This is a genomic window from Myxococcus sp. MH1, from assembly GCF_059738865.1.
Genome location: NZ_AP026947.1, coordinates 2,584,046 through 2,603,691 on the forward strand (window position 1 = coordinate 2,584,046; position 19,646 = coordinate 2,603,691).

Annotated in this window: 22 protein-coding genes and 1 pseudogene; 17 read left to right on the plus strand and 6 right to left on the minus strand. The window is 70.0% G+C overall.

The genetic code is table 11. The features are described 5' to 3' along the window. Positions 1-463 precede the first annotated feature (463 nt). The 4 genes from AC6JA9_RS10545 (at position 464) to AC6JA9_RS10560 (ending at position 4,448) form a co-directional block, all read left to right on the plus strand. On the plus strand, positions 464-1,630 hold the full coding sequence (locus tag AC6JA9_RS10545; RefSeq protein ID WP_141332262.1) for an acyl-CoA dehydrogenase family protein: 1,167 nt from the start codon (positions 464-466) through the stop codon (positions 1,628-1,630). 56 nt (positions 1,631-1,686) lie between these two features. Continuing rightward, on the plus strand, positions 1,687-3,282 hold the full coding sequence (locus AC6JA9_RS10550; protein ID WP_223752047.1) for an AMP-binding protein: 1,596 nt from the start codon (positions 1,687-1,689) through the stop codon (positions 3,280-3,282). Positions 3,283-3,392: 110 nt separating this feature from the next. After that, complete coding sequence (locus AC6JA9_RS10555; RefSeq protein WP_255653884.1) at positions 3,393-4,094, plus strand: iron-containing redox enzyme family protein; 702 nt, start codon at positions 3,393-3,395, stop codon at positions 4,092-4,094. Positions 4,095-4,187: 93 nt separating this feature from the next. Continuing rightward, a complete protein-coding gene (locus AC6JA9_RS10560; protein WP_497959611.1) occupies positions 4,188-4,448 on the plus strand; it encodes a DUF3892 domain-containing protein in 261 nt (86 codons plus the stop codon). A gap of 11 nt (positions 4,449-4,459) precedes the next feature. Here the strand turns inward: AC6JA9_RS10560 and AC6JA9_RS10565 are convergent, their stop codons facing one another. Beyond that, a complete protein-coding gene (locus AC6JA9_RS10565) occupies positions 4,460-5,542 on the minus strand; it encodes a LuxR C-terminal-related transcriptional regulator (RefSeq protein ID WP_223752045.1) in 1,083 nt (360 codons plus the stop codon). Positions 5,543-5,800: 258 nt separating this feature from the next. Here AC6JA9_RS10565 and AC6JA9_RS10570 point away from each other — a divergent pair, with 258 nt between their 5' ends. The 4 genes from AC6JA9_RS10570 (at position 5,801) to AC6JA9_RS10585 (ending at position 9,568) form a co-directional block, all read left to right on the plus strand. Beyond that, complete coding sequence (locus tag AC6JA9_RS10570; protein ID WP_141332257.1) at positions 5,801-6,331, plus strand: DUF2147 domain-containing protein; 531 nt, start codon at positions 5,801-5,803, stop codon at positions 6,329-6,331. Positions 6,332-6,416: 85 nt separating this feature from the next. Beyond that, positions 6,417-7,433: a type I glyceraldehyde-3-phosphate dehydrogenase gene (gap, locus tag AC6JA9_RS10575; protein WP_223752044.1), complete on the plus strand. Its 1,017-nt coding sequence runs from the start codon at positions 6,417-6,419 to the stop codon at positions 7,431-7,433. 13 nt (positions 7,434-7,446) lie between these two features. Next, positions 7,447-8,139, plus strand: a complete 693-nt coding sequence (locus tag AC6JA9_RS10580) for a RibD family protein (protein ID WP_223752043.1) — start codon at positions 7,447-7,449, stop codon at positions 8,137-8,139. A gap of 70 nt (positions 8,140-8,209) precedes the next feature. Continuing rightward, a complete protein-coding gene (locus AC6JA9_RS10585) occupies positions 8,210-9,568 on the plus strand; it encodes a 3-oxoacyl-ACP reductase (protein WP_473571457.1) in 1,359 nt (452 codons plus the stop codon). A gap of 9 nt (positions 9,569-9,577) precedes the next feature. Here AC6JA9_RS10585 and AC6JA9_RS10590 read toward each other — a convergent pair whose 3' ends face one another. Further along, the gene (locus tag AC6JA9_RS10590; protein WP_223752041.1) at positions 9,578-10,228 is read right to left on the minus strand and encodes a TetR/AcrR family transcriptional regulator C-terminal domain-containing protein; all 651 of its coding nucleotides are present in this window, start codon (positions 10,226-10,228) and stop codon (positions 9,578-9,580) included. Between the two features lie 46 nt (positions 10,229-10,274). On the opposite strand from AC6JA9_RS10590, the gene AC6JA9_RS10595 reads away from it, so the two are divergent. The 7 genes from AC6JA9_RS10595 to AC6JA9_RS10625 all read left to right on the plus strand — a co-directional run bounded on the left by AC6JA9_RS10595 (position 10,275) and on the right by AC6JA9_RS10625 (position 15,699). After that, positions 10,275-11,165 carry a M28 family peptidase gene (locus AC6JA9_RS10595; protein WP_223785440.1) on the plus strand — a complete coding sequence of 297 codons (891 nt, stop codon included), beginning with the start codon at positions 10,275-10,277 and terminating at the stop codon, positions 11,163-11,165. A 75-nt stretch (positions 11,166-11,240) separates the two neighbouring features. Continuing rightward, the gene (locus AC6JA9_RS10600; RefSeq protein WP_046711902.1) at positions 11,241-11,525 is read left to right on the plus strand and encodes an autorepressor SdpR family transcription factor; all 285 of its coding nucleotides are present in this window, start codon (positions 11,241-11,243) and stop codon (positions 11,523-11,525) included. Next, positions 11,525-12,199 carry an SdpI family protein gene (locus tag AC6JA9_RS10605; RefSeq protein ID WP_223752039.1) on the plus strand — a complete coding sequence of 225 codons (675 nt, stop codon included), beginning with the start codon at positions 11,525-11,527 and terminating at the stop codon, positions 12,197-12,199. The genes AC6JA9_RS10600 and AC6JA9_RS10605 overlap by 1 nt, the downstream gene beginning before the upstream one ends. Positions 12,200-12,210: 11 nt before the next feature. Then, positions 12,211-13,239, plus strand: a complete 1,029-nt coding sequence (locus AC6JA9_RS10610; RefSeq protein WP_497959612.1) for an alpha/beta hydrolase family protein — start codon at positions 12,211-12,213, stop codon at positions 13,237-13,239. A 31-nt stretch (positions 13,240-13,270) separates the two neighbouring features. After that, on the plus strand, positions 13,271-13,579 hold the full coding sequence (locus AC6JA9_RS10615; RefSeq protein WP_426747614.1) for a PadR family transcriptional regulator: 309 nt from the start codon (positions 13,271-13,273) through the stop codon (positions 13,577-13,579). Next, positions 13,576-14,739: a hypothetical protein gene (locus tag AC6JA9_RS10620; protein WP_223752036.1), complete on the plus strand. Its 1,164-nt coding sequence runs from the start codon at positions 13,576-13,578 to the stop codon at positions 14,737-14,739. The genes AC6JA9_RS10615 and AC6JA9_RS10620 overlap by 4 nt, the downstream gene beginning before the upstream one ends. A gap of 63 nt (positions 14,740-14,802) precedes the next feature. Beyond that, positions 14,803-15,699, plus strand: coding sequence for an alpha/beta hydrolase-fold protein (locus AC6JA9_RS10625; RefSeq protein ID WP_223752035.1), 897 nt, complete (start codon positions 14,803-14,805; stop codon positions 15,697-15,699). 9 nt (positions 15,700-15,708) lie between these two features. Here AC6JA9_RS10625 and AC6JA9_RS10630 read toward each other — a convergent pair whose 3' ends face one another. Then, complete coding sequence (locus AC6JA9_RS10630) at positions 15,709-16,530, minus strand: NAD(P)H-dependent oxidoreductase (RefSeq protein WP_497959613.1); 822 nt, start codon at positions 16,528-16,530, stop codon at positions 15,709-15,711. Beyond that, positions 16,527-17,540 (minus strand): zinc-dependent alcohol dehydrogenase family protein, encoded by a 1,014-nt coding sequence (locus AC6JA9_RS10635; RefSeq protein WP_497959614.1) that lies wholly within the window; start codon positions 17,538-17,540, stop codon positions 16,527-16,529. The genes AC6JA9_RS10630 and AC6JA9_RS10635 overlap by 4 nt, the downstream gene beginning before the upstream one ends. Positions 17,541-17,614: 74 nt before the next feature. Between AC6JA9_RS10635 and AC6JA9_RS10640 the strand changes: the two genes are divergently transcribed. Next, positions 17,615-17,959 (plus strand): winged helix-turn-helix transcriptional regulator, encoded by a 345-nt coding sequence (locus tag AC6JA9_RS10640; RefSeq protein WP_046711907.1) that lies wholly within the window; start codon positions 17,615-17,617, stop codon positions 17,957-17,959. A 99-nt stretch (positions 17,960-18,058) separates the two neighbouring features. On the opposite strand, the gene AC6JA9_RS10645 is transcribed toward AC6JA9_RS10640, so the two are convergent. Continuing rightward, positions 18,059-18,457, minus strand: coding sequence for a TolC family protein (locus tag AC6JA9_RS10645; protein WP_223785516.1), 399 nt, complete (start codon positions 18,455-18,457; stop codon positions 18,059-18,061). A 346-nt stretch (positions 18,458-18,803) separates the two neighbouring features. Then, positions 18,804-18,932 (minus strand): annotated as a pseudogene (locus tag AC6JA9_RS10650) (TetR family transcriptional regulator); the annotation flags it as partial. Between the two features lie 96 nt (positions 18,933-19,028). Here AC6JA9_RS10650 and AC6JA9_RS10655 point away from each other — a divergent pair. Continuing rightward, on the plus strand, positions 19,029-19,622 hold the full coding sequence (locus AC6JA9_RS10655) for a TetR/AcrR family transcriptional regulator (RefSeq protein ID WP_223752032.1): 594 nt from the start codon (positions 19,029-19,031) through the stop codon (positions 19,620-19,622). Positions 19,623-19,646 lie beyond the last annotated feature (24 nt).

Below are 19,646 nucleotides of genomic sequence, written 5' to 3' on the forward strand. Positions count from 1 at the left end.
GGGGCGCCCAAGGGCGTTGTCCTCCTCAACGTCTCGTCCGGGAGAATGTCGCGACGAATCGGGTGCACGGGCGGCGAGCACCCACCGTCACGGTGACGGTCGGCTCCACGGGCCACGCGCGCGCCCCTCGTCCCGATTCCGCGCCACGTGGAGGGGGGCGCACCGTGGGTCGGGCCACTGTGCGCACCCGCTGCACATCCCGGTGGATGACGCGGTGGGCCGAAGTGCCGCGAACGACACGACGGTGTCCCCTCCAGGGAGGAGTCCTTGTGGGGGGTGGGATGTCCGCTCGTCTGGTTCTTGAAAAAAGCAAGCGTGCTTGCTTTTTTAGAAGGGCGGGATGCAGACTCGGGTCTCATCGGTAGGAGGGTGTGCTGGACGCCCGTTGGGTGCGCGCGCCGCGCCGGGGTGGCGCCCTCCCTTCGTCGACCCTTCTCTGGCTTTCGAGCCACCGAGGCAGCGCATGCACGAGACCCAGGAACACCGCGCCATCCGTCAGACGGTCCGCAAGTTCGTCGAGCAGGAGCTCAACCCCCACGTGGACGCGTGGGAGGACGCGGAGCTGTTCCCGGCGCGGGAGGTGTTCAAGAAGCTGGGGGAATTGGGGCTGCTGGGCATCACCAAGCCCACGGAGTTCGGCGGGCTGGGGCTGGACGCCTCGTTCTCGGTCGCCTTCGCGGAGGAGCTGGGGCACTGCACCTGCGGCGCGCTGCCCATGGCCATCGGCGTCGTCACGGACATGGCCACGCCCGCGCTCGCCCGCTTCGGAAGTGACGAGCTGCGACGGGAGTTCCTCGCGCCCACGCTCGCCGGGGAGCGCGTGTGCTCCATCGCGGTGAGCGAGGCCGGCGCCGGCTCCGACGTGGCGAGCGTGACGACCACCGCGCGCCGTGACGGCGACGACTACGTCATCACGGGCGGCAAGATGTGGATCACGAATGGCATGCAGGCGGACTGGGTCTGCCTGCTCGCCAACACGGGGGACGGCCCGGCGCACGCGAACAAGTCGCTCATCATCGTCCCCATGGACCGGCCCGGCATCACCCGCGCGAAGATTCGCAAGCTCGGCATGTGGGCGTCCGACACCGCGCAGCTCTTCTTCGACGGCGTGCGCGTCCCGGTGCGAAACCGCATCGGCGACGAGGGGCGCGGCTTCGCCATGCAGATGCAGCAGTTCCAGGAGGAGCGCCTCTTCGTGGCGGCGAGCACCCTGGTGACGTTCGACCGGCTCATCGCGCAGACGGCCGAGTACGCGCGGGAGCGCAAGGCCTTCGGCCAGTCGATTCTCGACAACCAGTCCGTGCACTTCCGGCTCGCGGAGCTGCAGACGGAGGTGGAGGCGCTCCGCGCGCTCATCTACCGCACCGTCGCCCTCTACATCGAGAACAAGGACGACCCGCAGGTGGTGAAGCTCGCCTCCATGTGCAAGCTCAAGTCGGGGCGGCTCGCCCGGGAGCTGGTCGACGGCTGCCTCCAATACTGGGGCGGCATGGGCTTCACCTGGGACAACCCGCTGGCGCGCGCGCACCGTGACTTGCGCCTGGGGTCCATCGGCGGCGGCGCCGACGAGGTGATGCTCGGCATCATCAGCAAGGCCATGGGCACCCTGCCTCGCAAGTCGCGAGGCTGAGGTGCATGACGGGGGGGACCACTCGCGCGCCCGAGTCGGGCGGGAAGGAGCACACGATGGGACAGACCCCGGAAGCCGTCTACAAGCACATCAGCCGCGTCTCGCTGGGAGACATCCTCCGCCGCTCGGCGCTCCGGTGGCCGGAGCGCACGGCGCTCATCGACGGTGAGCTGGAGCTTTCCTACGCGGAGCTGGACCGGCGGGCCAACGCGTTCGCCCACCACCTGCTCGGCGAAGGACTCTCCCCGGGCGCGCGGGTGGCCATGCTCTGCGGCAACTCCGCGCAGATGGTCACCGCCTTCTTCGGAATCTACAAGGCGGGCCTGGTCTGGGTGCCCATCAACACGGGCCTCTCCGTGGAGGCCATCGGCTACATCCTCGAGCACGCCGAGGTGTCGCGGGTGGTCATCGACCTGGAGCTGCTCGCGAAGCCGGAGCTGCGCGCGATGCTCGACGCGCGGGGCCTGGGCCTCATCGTCTGTGTCCCCGAGGGACAGGCCGCGCCCGGAGGCGGCACCGTCGCCTTCCTCGACACGCTGAAGGGCCAGCACGGCACGCCGCCGGCGGTGGACATCGAGAGCACGCAGCTGGCGCAGATCATGTACACCAGCGGCACCACCGGTCAGCAGAAGGGCGTGATGCACTCGCACGCGTCCATCCACTCGGCGCTCAGCGGGAACCTGTTCGAGCTGGAGCTGCGTCCCAGCGACGTGACGGTGTGCGTGCTGCCGATGTTCCACTGCGCGCAGCACGCCGTCTCCGTGTCGTTCCTCATGGCGGGCGCCACCGTCATCGTGCGGCGGGTGTTCGAGCCCGGCGCCATGCTCGCCACCATCGAGCGGCGCGGCGTCACCTTCCTGTTGGGCCTGCCCATCATGTACGGCGCCATGCTGGCGCACCCGGCGCGTCCGACGACGAAGCTGTCCAGCCTGCGCATGTGTCTGTACGTCATGGCGCCCATGGCGCGCACGCTGCTCGTGGAGCTCCTGGAGAAGTTCTGTCCGGGCGGGTTCGCGCTCGCGTCGGGGCAGACGGAGATGTACCCGGCCACCACCATGTTCAAGCCCGAGCAGCAGCTCAAGCGGTTCGGCTCGTACTGGGGGGACTCGGTGGTGACGAACGAGACGGCCATCATGGATGACGAGGGCCGGCTGCTCGGCCGCGGCGAGGTGGGCGAAATCGTCCACCGCGGGCCGAACGTGATGCTCGGCTACTACAAGGACCCGGAGGCCACCGAGCGCGCGCGGGCGTTCGGCTGGCACCACACCGGCGACCTCGGCATGTTCGACGCCGACGGCCAGCTGCTCTTCGTGGACCGCAAGAAGGACATGATCAAGACCGGTGGAGAGAACGTCCCGTCCATCAAGGTCGAGGAGGTCCTCCTGCGCCACCCCGCCGTCCTGCAGGTGGCGGTGGTGGGCCTGCCGCACCCGCGCTGGGCGGAGGCCGTCACCGGCTTCGTCGTGCTCAAGCCCGGCGCCTCGGCCACGGCGCCGGACCTCATCACCCACTGCAAGCAGCACCTCGGCGGCTTCGAGGTGCCCAAGTCCGTCGTCCTGCTGGAGGCCATGCCGCAGACGTCCACCGGCAAGGCCCAGAAGTTCGTGCTCCGTCAGCAGCACGAGCGGCACTACCAGGACGACGCGGCGTAGCGGCACCCAGGCCTCGGACAGGGGCCTCCTCTCCCCGCTGTCTCCCCACGCAAACGTCGCCGCGGCGCACTCCGGGCCGCGGCGACGAAGGGAGTCACATGGACGGCCGGATGTGGCCCGGAGAGGAGACACACGTGCAGACGCGGACGCAGGACCCGACGGGGTGGGTGGAGCTTCTGGACCAGGAGGCGAGGGCGCTGGTGGCGGCGCTGGACGCGCACCCGGACGCGCGGCGGCTCTTCGACGGCACGCTCGACGAGGCGGGCTACATCCACTACCTCGTCCAGACGTACCACTACGCGCGCTGGAGCACGCCGATGCTGGGCGACGCCGGGCGCAGGCTGCGGCGGCTGGGCACGCACCCCTGGCTGGCGGAGCTGCTGCTGCGCAAGGCGGACGAGGAGCGCGGCCACGAGAAGTGGCTCCTGTCGGACCTGAAGAACCTGGGCGTCGGGGCGGAGCGCGTCGAGCGCGCGGTGAGGACGCCCGCGGTGGAGGCGTACACCGGCTGGAACTTCTTCACGTCCCGCTCGGGTGTGCCGACGGCGGTGCTGGGGACGGCGTACGTCCTGGAGTACCTCTCCCAGACGCGCGCGAGCGGCGCGGTGGAGCGCCTCATCGCCGTGGACGCCATCCCCCATATCCGCAAGGCGGTGACGTTCCTGCGCAGCCACGGCGCGCTGGACGAGGGCCACGTGGCGGAGATGAACACGGTGCTGCGCGAACTGACGGACCCCGAGGAGCAGGCCGCCGTGGTCCTCTCCGCGCGCGCCACGCGCAGCATCTACCCGGGCATCTTCCGGGAGGGCTGAAGCGGGCCTCTACCTCCGGGGAGGTAGAGACACCTTGCGCCTGGACGGCGATCCTCCGCCCTCAACCGTGGCATTCGAACCGGAGGCGACTTCATGCGCTACATCACCCAGATACGACTCGAGGGGGGCACGCTCCACGAGCACATCACCCGCCTGCGCTGGGTCGAGGCGACCCACGCGGGAGAGTGCAGCCGCGCGGAGCTGGTGCTGTGGGTCCAGAGGGGCGGGGAGGCGCGGGTGCGCAACCGCCCCATGGACGTGAAGGTGGAGGTGGTCGAGGCGACGCCTCCGTACCTGCGCACGAAGGCGAACGGCATCTCCACCGACAACCTGCTCGCGCTCCCGCGCTTCTAGGCACGGGCGGCTCAGAGGGGCCGGTTGAGGTGGGAGGCCTGGTAGAGGAAGTCCGCGCGGTTGTCGACCTTCAGCCGGCCGAAGATGTCACGCACGTGCGTCTTCACCGTGTCCTCGGAGAGCCCGAGGTGCTCGGCGATCTGCTCGTTGGACCAGTTGCGCAGGATGCCCTGGGCGATGTCGACCTGCCGGTTCGTGAGCTGCAGGCGCATGTTCTGCGGGAGGGGAATCGACATGGGGACCTCGTTCATGGACAGGGCCCACTGGGCGGGGCCCTCGGGCTGGGGCAGTTCGATGAAGCGCACGACCAGGTACGTCTCGCCGCGCAGCGACACGAGCGGGTTGTGCTTGAGCCGCTCGTCCGGGGACATGCGCGTCAGGGCCTGCAGTCGCTCCAGCAACATGCCCGGGATGCCCGATGCGTGGAGGTCGGAGGGCGCGAACCACGTGTCCAGGAGCACCCTGGCGCGCTCCGAGCGCAGGAGCTCGCGGCTCGGCGGCAGCACCACCAGGAAGCCCGCGTCCGGCCGGTTGTAGAGCTCCTCCAGGAGCCGCGCGCCGCTCCGGGCCGCCTGCATGTCGCGGCAGTTGCGGATCGCGTTGGTGAGGTGGGGTGTGAGGCTCGTGAGGAGCGCGGCTTCGTGCTCGGAGAACTCCACCCGGCGGTCCCGGTACAGGGTGAAGGCGCCGAGCAGGGTCTCCTTGGCGGGCAGCAGCACGGCCATGACGTGCTCCAGCCTGAGGTCCAGCTCCTGGCTGCGCCGGTACAGCGCGCTGGCTTCCAGCGCCCTGCGCGGCAGCATCTGCGTGTCCCGGAGCACCACGTTGGGCTGCGCGAAGATGGGCGCACGCACGAAGTCCGAGTCGGCCCACCGGGGGTACTCGTCCAGCAACGTCAGCCGGTGGCCGGGGACCAGCCACTGGAAGTCGAGGGGCGGCCCCGGCGTCATCACGCACAGGCCCATGTGGTCCGCGGGGGTGAGCTCGAGCAGCGGGGCCCGCGTCGCCTCCAGGACCAGCGGCAGGGACAGGGAGCTGTGGAGGGCGGTGATGATTCTCTCCCTCAGTTCGAGTTCCTTCGACGTGAAGTGCATCGCCGTGAACGTCCTCGGGTTCGTGCTGCGCCTGGCTTCTTGAATAGGCGCGCGCCCGAGGGCTGTCGCTCACCCCTGGGGGGTAGGCCCCGGGCTTGACGGGTGGCCCCTGGCGAATGGTGTCGATGCCGCACAGCGGCATCCGTGCGCGTCACGCGGGGCTGCCTCCTGGTGTGACGTTGGAGTACAACCGGGCTGGTGGGGCGCTCGAGCGCAAGCCCCCTCCGACGTGAGCCCCGCGCGCAAGGACCTCAAGACATGAAAGCAACCCGGTGGTTCGGACTCACTTCCCTGTGTCTGATGATGGCCTCGAACGCCCTGGCCCAGGACGCGGCTCCCGCCGCGGCCCCTGCCGCCGAGGCTCCCGCCGCCGCGCCGGCCGCGAAGGCCCCCGCCGCCGCTCCGGCGACCGGTCCCACGGGCCGGTGGACGACCATCGATGACGAGACGAAGAAGCCCAAGTCCGTCATCGTCATCACCGAGCAGGACGGCAAGCTGTTCGGCAAGATTGAGAAGCTCTTCCGCGAGCCGACCGAGGACCAGAACCCCGTCTGCGACAAGTGCCAGGGTTCGCTCAAGGACCAGCCCATCATCGGGATGACCATCCTCCAGAACCTGAAGAAGGACGACGACGAGTGGACGGGCGGCACCATCCTCGACCCGGCCAACGGCAAGACCTACAAGTGCAAGGTCGCCGTCGAGGACGGTGGCAAGAAGCTGAAGGTGCGCGGCTACATCGGCATGTCCCTGCTGGGCCGCACCCAGCACTGGGTCCGCGCCACGGAGTAGTGGAGTTCGCCTGATGAGCCCGGCGGCGGGCTCCCCATCCGTGGGGAGCCCCCGCCATCCCTTCTTCCCATGGAGACCTGACGCAATGACCCGGAAACTCGCCATCAACGGCTTCGGCCGCATCGGCCGCTGCATCGTCCGCGCGATGTTCGAGCGAGGCATCAAGGACCTGGAGCTCGTCGCGCTCAATGACCTGACGGACGCCGCGACGCTCGCGCACCTGTACAACTACGACACCGTCCATGGTCGGGCCACGCACCGGGCCGAGGCGCGGGACGGCAAGCTCGTCATCGAGGGCCGTGAGATTCGCGTCGTCGCGGAGAAGGACCCGGGCAAGCTCCCCTGGAAGGAGCTGGGCGTGGACATCGTGCTGGAGTGCACGGGCCTGTTCACCGACAAGGAGAAGGCCGTCGCGCACCTGTCCGCCGGGGCTCGCAAGGTCATCATCGGCGCGCCGGCCAAGGGCCACGACGCGACCATCGTCCTGGGCGTGAACACGCAGGACTACGACGCCGCGAAGCACCACGTCATCTCGTGCGGCTCGTGCACGACGAACTGCCTGGCGCCGGTGGCGAAGGTGCTGCTGGACGGCTTCGGGCTGGAGCGCGGCCTGATGACGACGACGCACTCGTACACCAATGACCAGGCGCTGCTCGACGTGCCGCACCGCAAGGGCGACCTGCGCCGGGCGCGCGCCGCCGCGCAGAACATCATCCCCGCGTCCTCCGGCGCCGCCAAGGCGCTGAGCGAGGTCATCCCGTCCCTCAAGGGCAAGTTCGATGGTCAGGCGATGCGCGTGCCGACGATGGACGTCTCGCTCGTGGACCTCACCTTCGAGAGCACCCGGCCGCTCACCAAGGACTCGATTCACGCCGCGATGAAGGCGGCGAGCGAGGGGCCGATGGCGAACATCCTCGGCTACACCGAGGAGCAGCTGGTCTCCAGCGACTACCTGGGGGATGCGCGCTCCTCCATCTTCGACGCCACGCTCACCCAGGTGCTGGGCGAGCGCTTCGCCAAGGTCTTCGCCTGGTACGACAACGAGTGGGGCTTCTCGAACCGGATGATCGAGCTCTCCCAGCTCGTGGCCTCCAAGCTCTGACAGGAGCCGGACCATGAAGGACGCGAAGCGGCCGTATGTCATCTGCCACATGGTCTCATCGCTCGACGGGCGCATCGTCACGAAGGGGTGGAAGCTGCCACCCCGGGCGATGGCCGAGTACGAGCGCACGGCGGAGACCTACGCCGCGGACGCGTGGATGATTGGCCGCATCTCCATGGAGCCCTACGCCGGCAAGGCGAAGGTGCCCGTGCGCAAGGCGGGCGCGCCGATTCCCCGCGAGGACTTCATCGCGCGGCGCGACGCGGAGTCCTACGCCATCGTGCTGGACCCGTCCGGGAAGCTCACGTGGAGGTCGGGCTCCATCGACGAGGAGCACGTCATCACCCTCCTCACCGAGCAGGTCTCCGACGACTACCTGGCGTTCCTCCAGGCCAAGGGCGTCTCGTACCTGTTCGGCGGCAAGGACTCGCTGGACCTGAAGAAGCTGCTCGCGAAGCTCCGGAAGGTGTTCGGCATCCGCAAGCTCCTGCTGGAGGGGGGCGGGAAGATCAACGGCACCTTCCTGGCCGCGGACCTCATCGACGAGCTGAGCATCCTGGTGGCGCCCATCGCGGATGGCGGCGTGGGCACGCCCTCGCTGTTCGACGTGGAGGGGAAGCGGGGGCGCGCGCGGCACCTGAAGCGGGTCTCCGTCGAGAAGCGCGCGGGGGACTTGCTCTGGCTGCGCTACAAGCCGAAGCGCTGAGCGCGAGGCCCGGGCACTCCTGCTACGGTCCCCGGCGCCTCGCCTCCCCGAGTCCCCGGAGTACCGCACCATGACCGACCGGCTCATGTCCCTGGCCCACAACCCGTTCACCCGTGGGCTCGTGAAGGCCCTGGGCCTGCCCCAGCCCACGCGGCTGGCGCGGGCCGAAGGGGGCTGGGCGGCGCAGCCCTTCGCGAACCGCGTCGTGGTGCTGGGCACGGCCCCGGGTGGCTTCGCCGCACAGGGCGCGCAGGCCGCGTTCACGAGCGGCGGCGCCCGGGTGCTGGATGGTCCTCCCTCGGACGCCTCCCAGCGCGTGGACGCGGTCCTCTTCGACGCCACGGGCCTGGGCGGGCCCCAGGACACGCGCGCCCTCTACGACTTCTTCCACCCGCTGCTCCCCCGGCTCGCGCGCAACGCGCGGGTGCTGGTGCTGGCGGCGGTGCCGGACGAGGCGCCGAGCCCCGCGGCCTCCGCGGCGGCGCGTGGCGTGGAGGGCTTCGTGCGCAGCCTGGGCAAGGAGGTGGGCCGCCAGGGTGTCACCGCGAACGTCGCCTACGTGGCGCGCGGCGCCGAGGCGCGGCTGGCCGGCCCGGTGCGCTTCTTCTGCGACGTGGGGAGCACCTATGTGTCGGGCCAGGCGCTCCACCTCTCCGGCGACGTGCGCGCGGCGTCGGCCGTGCCGCTGCACGCGGCGTTGAGCGGCAAGGTGGCCCTGGTGACGGGCGCGGCGCGTGGCATCGGCGCGGCGACGGCGGAGCGGCTGGCCCAGGAGGGCGCGCGCGTGGTGTGCCTGGATGTGCCCGCGCTCGGGGACGCGCTGAAGCAGACCGCCGCGCGCGTGGGCGGTGAGGCGCTCCTGTTGGATGTCACCTCTCCGGATGCGCCCGTGACGCTGGTGGCCGCGCTGAGGGCGGGCTCGGGCGGGGTGGACATCGTCGTGCACAACGCGGGCATCACCCGCGACCGCACGCTCGCGAAGATGACGCCCGAGCAGTGGGAGCAGGTGCTCACCGTCAACCTCGCGGCCATCGTGGCGATCGACGAGGCGCTGCTCGGCACCGGCGCGCTGCGCGACGAGGGACGGCTGGTGTACCTGTCCTCCATCAGCGGGGTGTCCGGCAACTTCGGCCAGACCAACTACGCGACGAGCAAGGCCGCGCTCATCGGCTACGTGGCCGCGCTCGCGCCCCGGCTCGCCGCGCGGGGCATCTGCGCCAACGCCGTGGCCCCGGGCTTCATCGAGACCGCCATGGTGGCGAAGATGCCGCTGATGACGCGCGAGGTGGGCCGCCGGCTCAACTCCCTCTCCCAGGGCGGACAGCCGCGCGACGTCGCGGAGCTCGTCACCTTCCTGTCGAGCCCGGGCGCCCACGGCGTGACGGGCAACACGGTGCGCGTCTGCGGCCAGGGGCTCATCGGCGCCTGAGGGCGGGGCCTACTTCCGGGCGGGCTTGCGGCGCGCCGGGGCCGCCTCCAGCCCGGTCATCATCGCCTCCAGGCCCAGCTCGAACTCCTCCTCCACGTCGTGGCTGTCCAGCACGCGCGCGATTTCGTGGACGCGGGGGAAGTCCTTCTCGCTCAGCTGCTGATAGGCGGGATGTGATTGCGCGTCGTCGGGCTGGGGCGCGTAGCTGGAGAGCGAGTGGCCCACGACGAAGGCCATCAACACCTGGAGCGCGCTGAGCGCCTCGTCCGGACTGAAGCCCGCGGTGCGCAGCGTGTCGAGCACCGCCTCCACGTGGGCGATGGCCCCGGGCGTGACGGCGGCGCGCGTCGCGAACAGCGGCAGCGTGTTCGGGTGCGTGCGCAGGGCCTTGCGCAGCGCCTGGGCCCGCTCCCTCAACGCCACCTGCCAGGTCCCCCCGCGCTTGGCGGAGGGCACCTCGGCGAGCACCGTCTCGAAGAGACCGTCGAGGATGGCCGCCTTGTTGGGGACGTGGTTGTAGAGCGACATCGCCTCCACGCCCAGCGCCTGACCCAGCCGACGCATGGAGATGGCCTCCAGCCCCTCGCGGTCGACGATGTCGAGCGCCGCGCTGAGGATCCGCTCCCTCGAAAGGGGTTCTCGTTTGTGCGTCTGCTTCATGTCGGCTTGACGTGCTTACACCATAAGCTTACTAAGTAAGTCAATCATGGTCATTCGAGAGCGAGCAGCGGAGGCGGTGGTTGCATCTGTCGACAGGGCGGCCGTGGAGGCCGAGGCGCGGTTGCTCCGGTGGGTGGAGCGCCTGGCCATCCCTCGTCACTTCGTCGTGAACGCGCGCAACAACGCCTGGGTCCGGGACGTGCTGGCGGAGGCGTTCGAGCGGCTGGGGCTCGACGTGCACCTCCAGGGGCGCTACGGGAACGTGGTGGCGCTTCCCCGGAGCGCGAAGGGGCGCACGGTGACCTTCGTGGCGGCCCACTACGACAGCGTCCCGGACTGTCCCGGCGCGGACGACAACGCGAGCGGGCTGGCGGTGATGCTCGAGTGCGCCAGGGCGCTGGCGCTCCGCGGTGCGGGGGAGGGCGTGGGCTTCCTCGCGTTCAACGCGGAGGAGGACGGGTTCCTGGGCAGCGGCGACTTCGTCACCCAGGGCGTCCCCGCGCTGCCGTGCGGGCTGGGGACGACGCACGTGTTGGAGATGGTCGGCTTTCGCGAGCGCTCGGGCGTGGCGCAGCAACTGCCGCTGCCGTGGGTGCCCAAGGGCTTGCGGTCCCCGGACTTCCTCGGGCTGCTCGCGAAGGGGCGCTCCAATGGCGCGGTGGACCGGGCCCTCGGCTCGGACGCGGCGGCGGGGCTGCGGTTGATGGGCGCGAAGACGTGGGGACCGCTCTACCGGTTGCTGCCCGACCTGGCCCGCAGCGACCACGTCCCGTTCTGGCTGGCCGACCGCCCGGCGGTGCTCTGGACCGATACGGCGAACTTCCGCAATCCCCACTACCACCGCGCCACGGACACGCCCGACACGCTGGATTCCTCGTTCATGCGCGAGGTGTCCGAGCTGCTCGTCGCCGTCGTCACCGCCGAATCGGCCGCCTGAGCGCAGGGCCTCCGTGGCTTGACAGGCCTCCGGAAATCGTTATTTTGAAAGTCGTCAAACAATCGAAAGGTCCTGATGCGGACGCAGGAGGTCTTCAAGGCGATTTCGGATCCGACGCGGCGCAAGGTGCTCAAGCTCCTGCAGGGGGGCTCGAAGAGCGCGGGCGAGCTCGCGGAGGCGTTCGACATCACGAAGGGCTCGCTCTCGCATCACTTCAACGTGTTGAAGGCGGCGGACCTGGTGCGCAGCGAGCGACGGGGACAGCAGATCGTCTACTCCCTCAACACGACGGTGTTCGAGGACGTGGCGGCGCTGTTGATGGACCTCTTCAAGGTCGAGAAGAAGAACGGGGAGCCGTGATGCGAATCAGCCGCGCGAACGCAGTGGGTCTGGGGCTCGTCATCGTGTCGTTCGCGCTGGCGGTGGTGTTCTACGAGCGACTGCCGGACTCCATCCCCACGCACTGGAACGCGAAGGGCGTGGCGGATGGCTACACGGCGAAGCCCTGGGGCCCCTTCATGCAGCCGCTGGTGATGGCGGGCGTGTACCTGGTGATGCTCGCGCTGCCGCGCATCTCACCCCGGGGCTATCGGATGGAGCGGTTCCAGTCCGTCTACGAGTTCGTCATGGCGATGCTGCTCGCGTTCCTGTTCATGGTGAACGGGCTGGTGCTGCTCGCGGGGCTGGGCGTGGACGTGCCCATGGCGCGCGCGCTCCACGCGGGAACGGGCCTGCTCTTCATGACGCTGGGCAACTTCATGGGGAAGGTCACCAAGAACTTCTTCTTCGGCATCCGCACGCCCTGGACGCTCGCGAACGACGAGGTCTGGCTGCGCACGCACCGGTTGGGCGGGAAGCTCTTCGTGCTCGCGGGCCTCGCGCTCGTGCTCACGGGGTTGATGGGGTACGGGCCGGACTTCGTGATGGTGCTCGTGGGCGTGGTGGTCGTGATTCCAGTCATCTACTCGTACGTCATCTCCCGCCGCCTCGAGCGCGGCTCGACGGATGACGAAGGCACCCAGCGGCCTCTGTGAGGGGAGGGAACATGCGTCGCGTTCTTCGAGGTTCGATTCTCACCACCTGGATGGTGTTTGGCGGCTGCGCAAGCTCGTCGTCGTCCCAGGCGCCCCTGGTGGCGGCCCCTGTCATGCGGGACCAGGCCCCCGTGCGGGCCGCGCCGTCGACCGCCGTGTCCGCCGCGCCGTATGTCGAGGCCTCGGCCTTCCAGAGCGAGGAGGTGTCGGTGGGGAAGGCGCCCTGGGAGCTGAAGGGGACGCTGACGGTGCCCTCGGGCAAGGGGCCCTTCCCGGGCATCATCCTGGTCCATGGCTCCGGTCCCCATGACCGGGACGAGACGGCGGGGCCCAACAAGCCGTTCAAGGACCTGGCCGAGGGGCTCTCCTCGCGAGGCATCGCGGTCCTGCGCTACGACAAGCGGACGAAGGTGTACGCGCGGCAGTCCGCGGCGGGCATCTCGATGGATGACGAGGTCGTCGTGGACGCCGTCGCCGCCGTGGAGGCCCTCAAGGCCCTCGCGGACATCGACCCGAGGCGCATCTTCGTGGTGGGGCACAGCCTGGGTGCGCTCCTGGCGCCGGAGATAGCGGTCCGCGCGGCCCCCGTCTCGGGCGCAGTCCTGCTGGCGCCGCCGGGGCGCGCGCCGTGGGACATCCTCCTCGCGCAGCTGCGCTACCTCGAGCAGCCCCCGGAGCTCATCGCCGGCATCGAGAAGGACGTGGAGCTGCTGAAGGCGGGGACGCTCGGCGACAAGAAGCTGCTGGGCGCTCCCGCCGCCTACTGGCGGGACTGGGCCTCACGGGACGGTGTCGCGATGGCCCGGAAGCTCGCGCGGCCCCCGCTCATCCTTCGCGGCGAGCGCGACTACCAGGTCACCGAGGAGGACCTCGCCGTCTGGAAGAAGGGGCTGCCCCAGGCCGAGGTGGTGACGATTCCTGGGAGCAACCACCTGTTCATCCAGGGCACCGGCAAGCCTGGCCCCGCCGAATACCAGACGCCGGGGCACGTGGATGCCCGGGTGGTCGACAGGCTCTCGGCGTTCATCTCGGGCCCTTGACTTTAAATCTATATAGGTAGATTTAAGGGGCATGCCCCGAACCCGCGCCCTGTCGAATCACGCCCGCGTCGTGCTCGCCGCGCTGTTGGAGGCCGGCGAGCGCTGGTCGCACGGGTATGAGCTGTGCCGTCTCGCGGACGTGAAGTCGGGCACGCTCTATCCGCTGCTGATTCGCCTCGAGGCCCAGGGGTACCTGGAGGCCGAGTGGCAGCAGCCGGCGGAGGGCGGACGGCCTCCGAGGCACGCCTATCGGCTGACCCGGAGTGGGGTCCAGCTCGCGCGCGACAATCCGCCGGAAGGCAAGGTGGCTCGCCGTGGCCTCCGCGAGGCGACGTCATGAGCATCCGGTTCCAGCGACGCGTGGCGGAGCTGCTGTGCCGGGCCCTGCGGTTCCTGCTGCCGCCGCACCAGCGCGACTGGGCGTGGGCCATCCAGGCGGAGCTCGCGGAGATTCCCGATGACACCCAGGCGCTGAGGTTCGCGCTGGAGAGCTTCCGCGGGCTGGCGCCGCGAGCCCTCGGCCTGCTCCTGCTGCAACCCTTCCTCTCCTTGATGAGCGCGGAGGTGCGTGCGTCGCGCGCGGACCGCGGCTTCGGCGTGGCGCGCGGTCCGGGGCCCGTTGGCGTGCTCTGCGCGGTCGGCGCGGTCACCCTGGGGCTCGTCTACATGACGCTCGCGGGGGCGCCTGTCCGCTACCTCGGCAGCAACGTGGGCGCGCTCGTCATCGGGTGGGTCCTGCTGTCCCTCCTCCGCCGCATCCCGGAGTCGGTCGAGCGCGGGGCCGGAGCGCTGATTCTCTGTCTCTCGGCACTGTTGCTCGCGACCTCGCTCCTCGGCCTCCGGGTCGAGGGGGCCTGTCGCTGGGTCGGGCTCGGCGGTGTGGTCGTCCAGCCGAGCCTCGTGCTCCTGCCGCTCATGCTCGTCGGCTACTCCCGGACGCGCACTCCGCTCGGGACGATGGGAATCGTCGTCGCCGCGCTGGCCATGGCGCTCCAGCCGGACCGCGCGATGGCGGCCATGATGGCCACGGCGATGGTGGCCGTCACGGCGACGCGCGCGTCCCGGCTGACGTGCCTGGCCTTCGCGGCCAGCCTCCTGGCGTTCGTGGTGACGCTGCTGCGCCCCGATACGCTCCCCGCCACCCCCTTCGTCGACCAGGTCCTCCATTCCTCCTTCGCGGCCCATGCCCTCGCCGGGGGCGCTGTCGTGGCTGGCCTGGCCCTGTTGCTCGTCCCAGCGCTGCGCCTCAGGGCGTGTGAGCCGCACCTCCGCCCGGCCTGCCTCACCTTCGGGGCCGCCTGGCTCGCGGTGATGCTCGCCGCCGCGCTCGGCAACCATCCGACTCCGGTCGTGGGCTATGGCGGCAGCGCGATCCTCGGTTACCTCCTGAGCCTCTGGCTCCTGCCCGGGCCCCTGAGGCAGGGGGACATCTCGACGAGCGGCTCGCCCGGGGAGCCGCCGACGCCGCGCGACCTCCACTCGAAGGTCGCGCTGGCCTAGCCGGGCTCGGCGGGGCCGCACGCGTCGGTCGTCACGGCACCTCTCCCATCGGATACCTCAACCATGCCCATGCCTCGCCCTGGACGGCGGGTTCGATACCTGCTGCCCGTCGTCTTGCTCTCCATCGTGTCCTGGTTCGCGTGGACGGAACTCACGCGCAGCCGCGGCGACCAGAAGGCCTCGTTCCCGCCCGCGAGTCAGGTGTGCGATTCGGAAGGTCCACTTCGTTACTGCATCAACACCGCCGCGGCGGGCACCAATGGTGACGTCGTCTACCATCACCACGGACGCAAGCTCGATGAGACGCTCTGGAACGACGACACCTACTTCACCGGCATGCTGCAGGCGCGCTGGCACGCCGCGGGAGTCCTGCCGCCCACCGTCGTCACCGTCTCCTACGGTCCGACGTGGCTGCTGACGCCGAAGGGAAAGCAGGAGGACAGCGGGCTGCTCGAGGACTTCATGTCACGGCTGCCCGCGCTCGAAGCCAAGGTGGGTCGCCCCCGGCGGCGGATGCTGCTGGGAGAGTCGATGGGCGGCCTCAATGTCCTCGTCGCGGGCCTCTCGCATCCGACGCGGTTCGCGAAGGTCGCGGCGCTCTGCCCGGGCGTCTATCTCGACTCGCCGTTCTCCTCCCTCGGAACCCTCCGGGCCTCGATGGAGCGCACCGGGGCCAATCCGAAGATCGTCTTCGGCGTCTGGCTGCTGGCGCGCAGGTACGTGGCCGACGAAGCCGAGTGGCGCCGCGTCTCGCCCCTGGAGTTGATCTCCCAGGCGGGGCCCGGCACGCCGGAGCTCTATCTCTCCTGCGGTCTCTACGATGCCTACGGCAACTACGAAGGCACCGAGCGCCTGGCCCAGCTCGCCCGCCAGCGCGGCGTCAAGACCGAGTGGCACCCGCTCTATGGTGGCCACTGCGCATCGGACGTGTCGTCGCTGGCCGACTTCCTCGTGAACTGACCGGGCGGTTCATCCGGACGTCGTCGAATTGAGTCGGTGCTGCTCCGGCTCACCCGGCTGGAGCAGGTGGATGCGCGTGCCCCCCGCGCCGACCCCGAGGCCCGGCTTCAACACCTGCTGGGTGTCGTAGTGCCCGCCGTTCTGCCTGCGGAACGGAATGGGCGCGTCCGTGAACAATCCGTCCAGCCGAGCCTTGTAGGCCTCCTCCACGGACGGCCATTCCTCGGGCGTGAGGCGGTCGGACATGTAGAGGCTGAACGGCGGGAGCGCCTCCATGCCGGGGTAGTAGATGACGCCGTGCTGGATGGGGAAGAGCAGATCATCGAGCGCGCCATTCACGCCGCGCTCCGTGTAGTGCGGGGCCCGTCCGCCAATCGTGACGGAGAGCATCGCGCGGCGTCCGGTGAGGGTGCCCTCGCCGTAGCGGTCTCCCCAGCGCTCGCCGCCGTGGACGCCCACGCCATAGGCGAAGCCGTAGGCGAAGACCCGGTCGACCCAGCCCTTCAGGATGGCCGGCATCGAGAACCACCACAGCGGGAACTGGAAGATGATGGCCTGGGCCCAGAGCAGCTTCTGCTGCTCGGCCACCACGTCCGCGCGCTGCGTGCCGCCCGCGAAGGCGGCCTTCGAGGCCCGGGCATAGGCCAGCCGCTCTCCCTCGGGGTGCGCCAGGAAGTCGCCCGCGTCGGCGGTGGCCTTCCAGCCCATCGCGTACAGGTCCGAGACCCGCACCGTGTGCCCGAGCCCGGTGAGGTGGCTCACCGCCAGGTTCTTCAGCGCGCCGTTGAGCGAGCGGGGCTCGGGGTGCGCGTAGACGATGAGGACGTTCATGGGAGGCTCACCACGACCTTGCCCAGGTGCTGCGCGCTGGCCAGGTGCTCCCAGGCGGCGCGGGCCTCCTCGAAGGGGAACACGCGGTCGATGACGGGCTTGATGCGGTTGTGCTCCAGGGCCGCGACGAAGCGCTCGAACATGGAGACCGAGCCCACGTAGACGCCGTGCACCGTCTGCCGCCGCTGGAACACCGCGCCCAGGTTGACCTCGCCCCGGGCTCCGGTGAGCACGCCGAGCATGCTCATGGAGCCGCCGTAGCGCAGCGCCGCGGAGGACTGGTCGAAGGTGGCCTGTCCGCCCACGTCGACCACCAGGTCCACGCCCCGGCCGCCGGTGAGCGCCTTGGCCCGCTCGCCCCACTTCGCGTCGGCGCGGTAGTCGATGACCTCCTCCGCGCCCAATTCGCGCAGCCGCACCGCCTTGTCCGCGCTGCTCGACGTCATCAGCACCCGCGCGCCCGCGGCCTTCGCCAGCTGCAGCGCGAACACGGACACGCCGCCCGAGCCCTGGAGCAGCACCGTCTCACCCGGCCGGAGCGAGGTGACCTCGAACAGCGCCTGCCACGCGGTGAGCCCGGCGCAGGGGAGGGTGGCCGCCTCCTCGAACGAGTACCCCTTCGGGATGCGCACCCAGGCGTGCTCGGGGAGCACCACCTCCTCGCGCAGCATGCCGTCGGCGAGCGAGCCGCCGAGCGCGCTGGCGTGATGCGCGTCGCTCAGCTCCCCGTCCACCCAGTGGGGGAAGAAGTTGGCCATCACCGGGTCGCCCACCTTCCAGCGGGTGACGGCCGAGCCCACCTCCAGCACCTCGCCAGCGCCGTCGGAGACGGGCACGCGAGGGGAGGAGAGGTTCTTCTCCGCCCCCCGGGTGATGAGCAGGTCGCGGTAGTTGAGCGACACCGCCCTGACGCGGACCTTCACCTCGTGCGAGCCCACGCTCTGCGACGGGCGCTCGGCCCGCGTGAGTGCATCGACCCCCGGTCTCGGCTGCAGTTCCCATGTCTTCATGGTGCAGACGTACGTTTCGGGTTATTTCTCCGCAAGTACGCACAAGTTTGGCCAGTACGCACAAAAAGGGAACCATGGCTCGCAAGCGCGACGATGATTCGAAGACGAACTGCGCGGTGGAGGCCGCCCTCGGCGTCATCGGTGGGCGCTGGAAGGGCGTGGTGCTGTACTGGTTGCTCAAGGGCACGCATCGCTTCGGGGAGCTGCGCAAGCGGCTGCCGAACTGCAGCCAGCGCATGCTCACGCTCCAGCTTCGCGAGCTGGAGGAGGACGGGCTCGTCAAGCGCACCGTCTACCCGGAGGTGCCGCCCCGCGTGGAGTACGAGCTCACCCCGTTCGGCCGCTCGCTGGAGCCGGTGCTCCTGGGCCTGCGCGACTGGGGAGACCGGTACAAGCGCCGCTTGCAGCGCGCGGCGTGAGGTCAGGGTGACGGACTCAGAGGTCGCCTCCCGGAGGCGCGACGAACGGGACACCGCACGCGGGGCAGGCCCGGGCACTCGCGGCGCCTCCCAGGTACTCTACGGCTTCGCCAGCGAGTGGCCGGTGGGGTCGAACAGGCCCATCGCCCGCGCCAGGGCCAGCCGTGACAGCTGCACGTTGAGCGCCTCGGCCACGGAGGAGAGCTGCGCGCTGGCGAGTGTCGCGTTGACGTCCGTCACCTGGAGGTACGTCGAGGCGCCGGCATCGAAGCTCTCCTTCGCCAGGCGCGCGCTCTCCACGGCCAGCTTCACCCGCTCCTCGGCCGTGGCGAGGTTGACCTCGGCGGTCTCCAGCTCGCCGCGCGCCTTGCGCACCTGGTCGCGAATCTGCTCCTCCGCGCCCCGCAGGTCGGCGTTGGCCTCGGCAATCTTGCCCGAGGACTCGCGCAGGTTGGCCTCGCGCAGCCCGCCGTCGAACAGGTTCCAGGACAGGGCCAGGCCCGCGGTCCACGTGGTCGTCTGTCCCGTGAGGCCCGCCGTGTTCGTCGTTCTCGATGATGGCCGCCAGGACGCCCGTCTCGTCGTCCACCATCTTGGGAATCAGGTGGGTCGCCGCCTCGCCGAGGTCGAGCAGGGTCGCCATGTCGATGCGCTGCCCCGAGGGGGACCGGCCGTTCTGCTCCATGCGACAGTGGATGTAGGCGCGGACCTGTTCCACGGGCGTCCTCGCGTCGCGCAGCCTGCTCCGCAGCTCGGCCAGGCTCCGCGCGAACTCCTGCTGGGCGCAGGCCTCGAAGAGGGCTTCCTTGTTCTCGAAGTGCAGGTAGATGCTGCCCTTGCCCACCCCGGCGCGTTTGGCGATGTCCTCGACCGAGGCCTTCTTGAAGCCGTAGCGGCCGAAGACCTCTCCGGCGGCGTTGAGGATGGCGGTGCGTGGGTCGGAACGCATTGACTGGATTTGCAATCCGGTCATTCAGTCAGCGCAAGTCCTGGGCTCATGTCCTGGCGGTCGCCTGCTCTACGAAAGAACGACTAGACGACCGGTCTACTGGTCGTTAGCCATGGGCGCATGAGCGCGAGCGGGGCCTCCCAGGACGTCCGGCGACACATCCTCGAGGCGGCGCATCCGCTGCTGGTGAGCAAGGGCTTCACGGCGGTGGGGCTGGCCGAGGTGCTGGCGGCGGCGAAGGTGCCCAAGGGCTCGTTCTATTACTACTTCGGCTCCAAGGAGGCGTTCGGCCAGGCGGTGCTGGACGCGTACTTCGCCGACTACCAGTCGCGGATGGATGCGCTGCTGGCGGCGCCGGGCTCTTCCGTACAGCGGCTGATGGCGTACTTCCAGGACTGGTTCGCGTCGCAGACGGACGAATCGGCGGTGAGCCGCTGTCTCGTCGTGAAGCTCGGCGCGGAGGTCTGTGATTTGTCGGAGAGCATGCGCGCGGCGTTGGAGCGCGGCACGCAGGGCATCATCGACCGGTTGGAGCGCTGTCTCGATGCGGGCCGCGAGGACGGCTCGCTGACGACGACGGAGCACTCGCGGGCGTTGGCGCTCGCGCTGTACCAGACGTGGCTCGGCGCCGGGCTGCTCGCGAAGATTTCCCGCGACCGCGCCCCGCTGGACACGGCGATGGCCGACACGCGGCGTCGGTTGGGCATCTCGTAGGTCCCTACACCCCAGGAGTCCGCA

Excerpts from the sequence above, each read along its gene's own strand:
- AC6JA9_RS10545 (WP_141332262.1), top strand. The coding sequence starts at position 464 with ATGCACGAGACCCAGGAACACCGCGCCATCCGTCAGACGGTCCGCAAG.
- AC6JA9_RS10550 (WP_223752047.1), top strand. The coding sequence starts at position 1,687 with ATGGGACAGACCCCGGAAGCCGTCTACAAGCACATCAGCCGCGTCTCG.
- AC6JA9_RS10555 (WP_255653884.1), top strand. The coding sequence starts at position 3,393 with ATGTGGCCCGGAGAGGAGACACACGTGCAGACGCGGACGCAGGACCCG.
- AC6JA9_RS10560 (WP_497959611.1), top strand. The coding sequence starts at position 4,188 with ATGCGCTACATCACCCAGATACGACTCGAGGGGGGCACGCTCCACGAG.
- AC6JA9_RS10565 (WP_223752045.1), bottom strand. The coding sequence starts at position 5,542 with ATGCACTTCACGTCGAAGGAACTCGAACTGAGGGAGAGAATCATCACC.
- AC6JA9_RS10570 (WP_141332257.1), top strand. The coding sequence starts at position 5,801 with ATGAAAGCAACCCGGTGGTTCGGACTCACTTCCCTGTGTCTGATGATG.
- gap (WP_223752044.1), top strand. The coding sequence starts at position 6,417 with ATGACCCGGAAACTCGCCATCAACGGCTTCGGCCGCATCGGCCGCTGC.
- AC6JA9_RS10580 (WP_223752043.1), top strand. The coding sequence starts at position 7,447 with ATGAAGGACGCGAAGCGGCCGTATGTCATCTGCCACATGGTCTCATCG.
- AC6JA9_RS10585 (WP_473571457.1), top strand. The coding sequence starts at position 8,210 with ATGACCGACCGGCTCATGTCCCTGGCCCACAACCCGTTCACCCGTGGG.
- AC6JA9_RS10590 (WP_223752041.1), bottom strand. The coding sequence starts at position 10,228 with ATGAAGCAGACGCACAAACGAGAACCCCTTTCGAGGGAGCGGATCCTC.
- AC6JA9_RS10595 (WP_223785440.1), top strand. The coding sequence starts at position 10,275 with ATGGTCATTCGAGAGCGAGCAGCGGAGGCGGTGGTTGCATCTGTCGAC.
- AC6JA9_RS10600 (WP_046711902.1), top strand. The coding sequence starts at position 11,241 with ATGCGGACGCAGGAGGTCTTCAAGGCGATTTCGGATCCGACGCGGCGC.
- AC6JA9_RS10605 (WP_223752039.1), top strand. The coding sequence starts at position 11,525 with ATGCGAATCAGCCGCGCGAACGCAGTGGGTCTGGGGCTCGTCATCGTG.
- AC6JA9_RS10610 (WP_497959612.1), top strand. The coding sequence starts at position 12,211 with ATGCGTCGCGTTCTTCGAGGTTCGATTCTCACCACCTGGATGGTGTTT.
- AC6JA9_RS10615 (WP_426747614.1), top strand. The coding sequence starts at position 13,271 with ATGCCCCGAACCCGCGCCCTGTCGAATCACGCCCGCGTCGTGCTCGCC.
- AC6JA9_RS10620 (WP_223752036.1), top strand. The coding sequence starts at position 13,576 with ATGAGCATCCGGTTCCAGCGACGCGTGGCGGAGCTGCTGTGCCGGGCC.
- AC6JA9_RS10625 (WP_223752035.1), top strand. The coding sequence starts at position 14,803 with ATGCCCATGCCTCGCCCTGGACGGCGGGTTCGATACCTGCTGCCCGTC.
- AC6JA9_RS10630 (WP_497959613.1), bottom strand. The coding sequence starts at position 16,530 with ATGAACGTCCTCATCGTCTACGCGCACCCCGAGCCCCGCTCGCTCAAC.
- AC6JA9_RS10635 (WP_497959614.1), bottom strand. The coding sequence starts at position 17,540 with ATGAAGACATGGGAACTGCAGCCGAGACCGGGGGTCGATGCACTCACG.
- AC6JA9_RS10640 (WP_046711907.1), top strand. The coding sequence starts at position 17,615 with ATGGCTCGCAAGCGCGACGATGATTCGAAGACGAACTGCGCGGTGGAG.
- AC6JA9_RS10655 (WP_223752032.1), top strand. The coding sequence starts at position 19,029 with ATGAGCGCGAGCGGGGCCTCCCAGGACGTCCGGCGACACATCCTCGAG.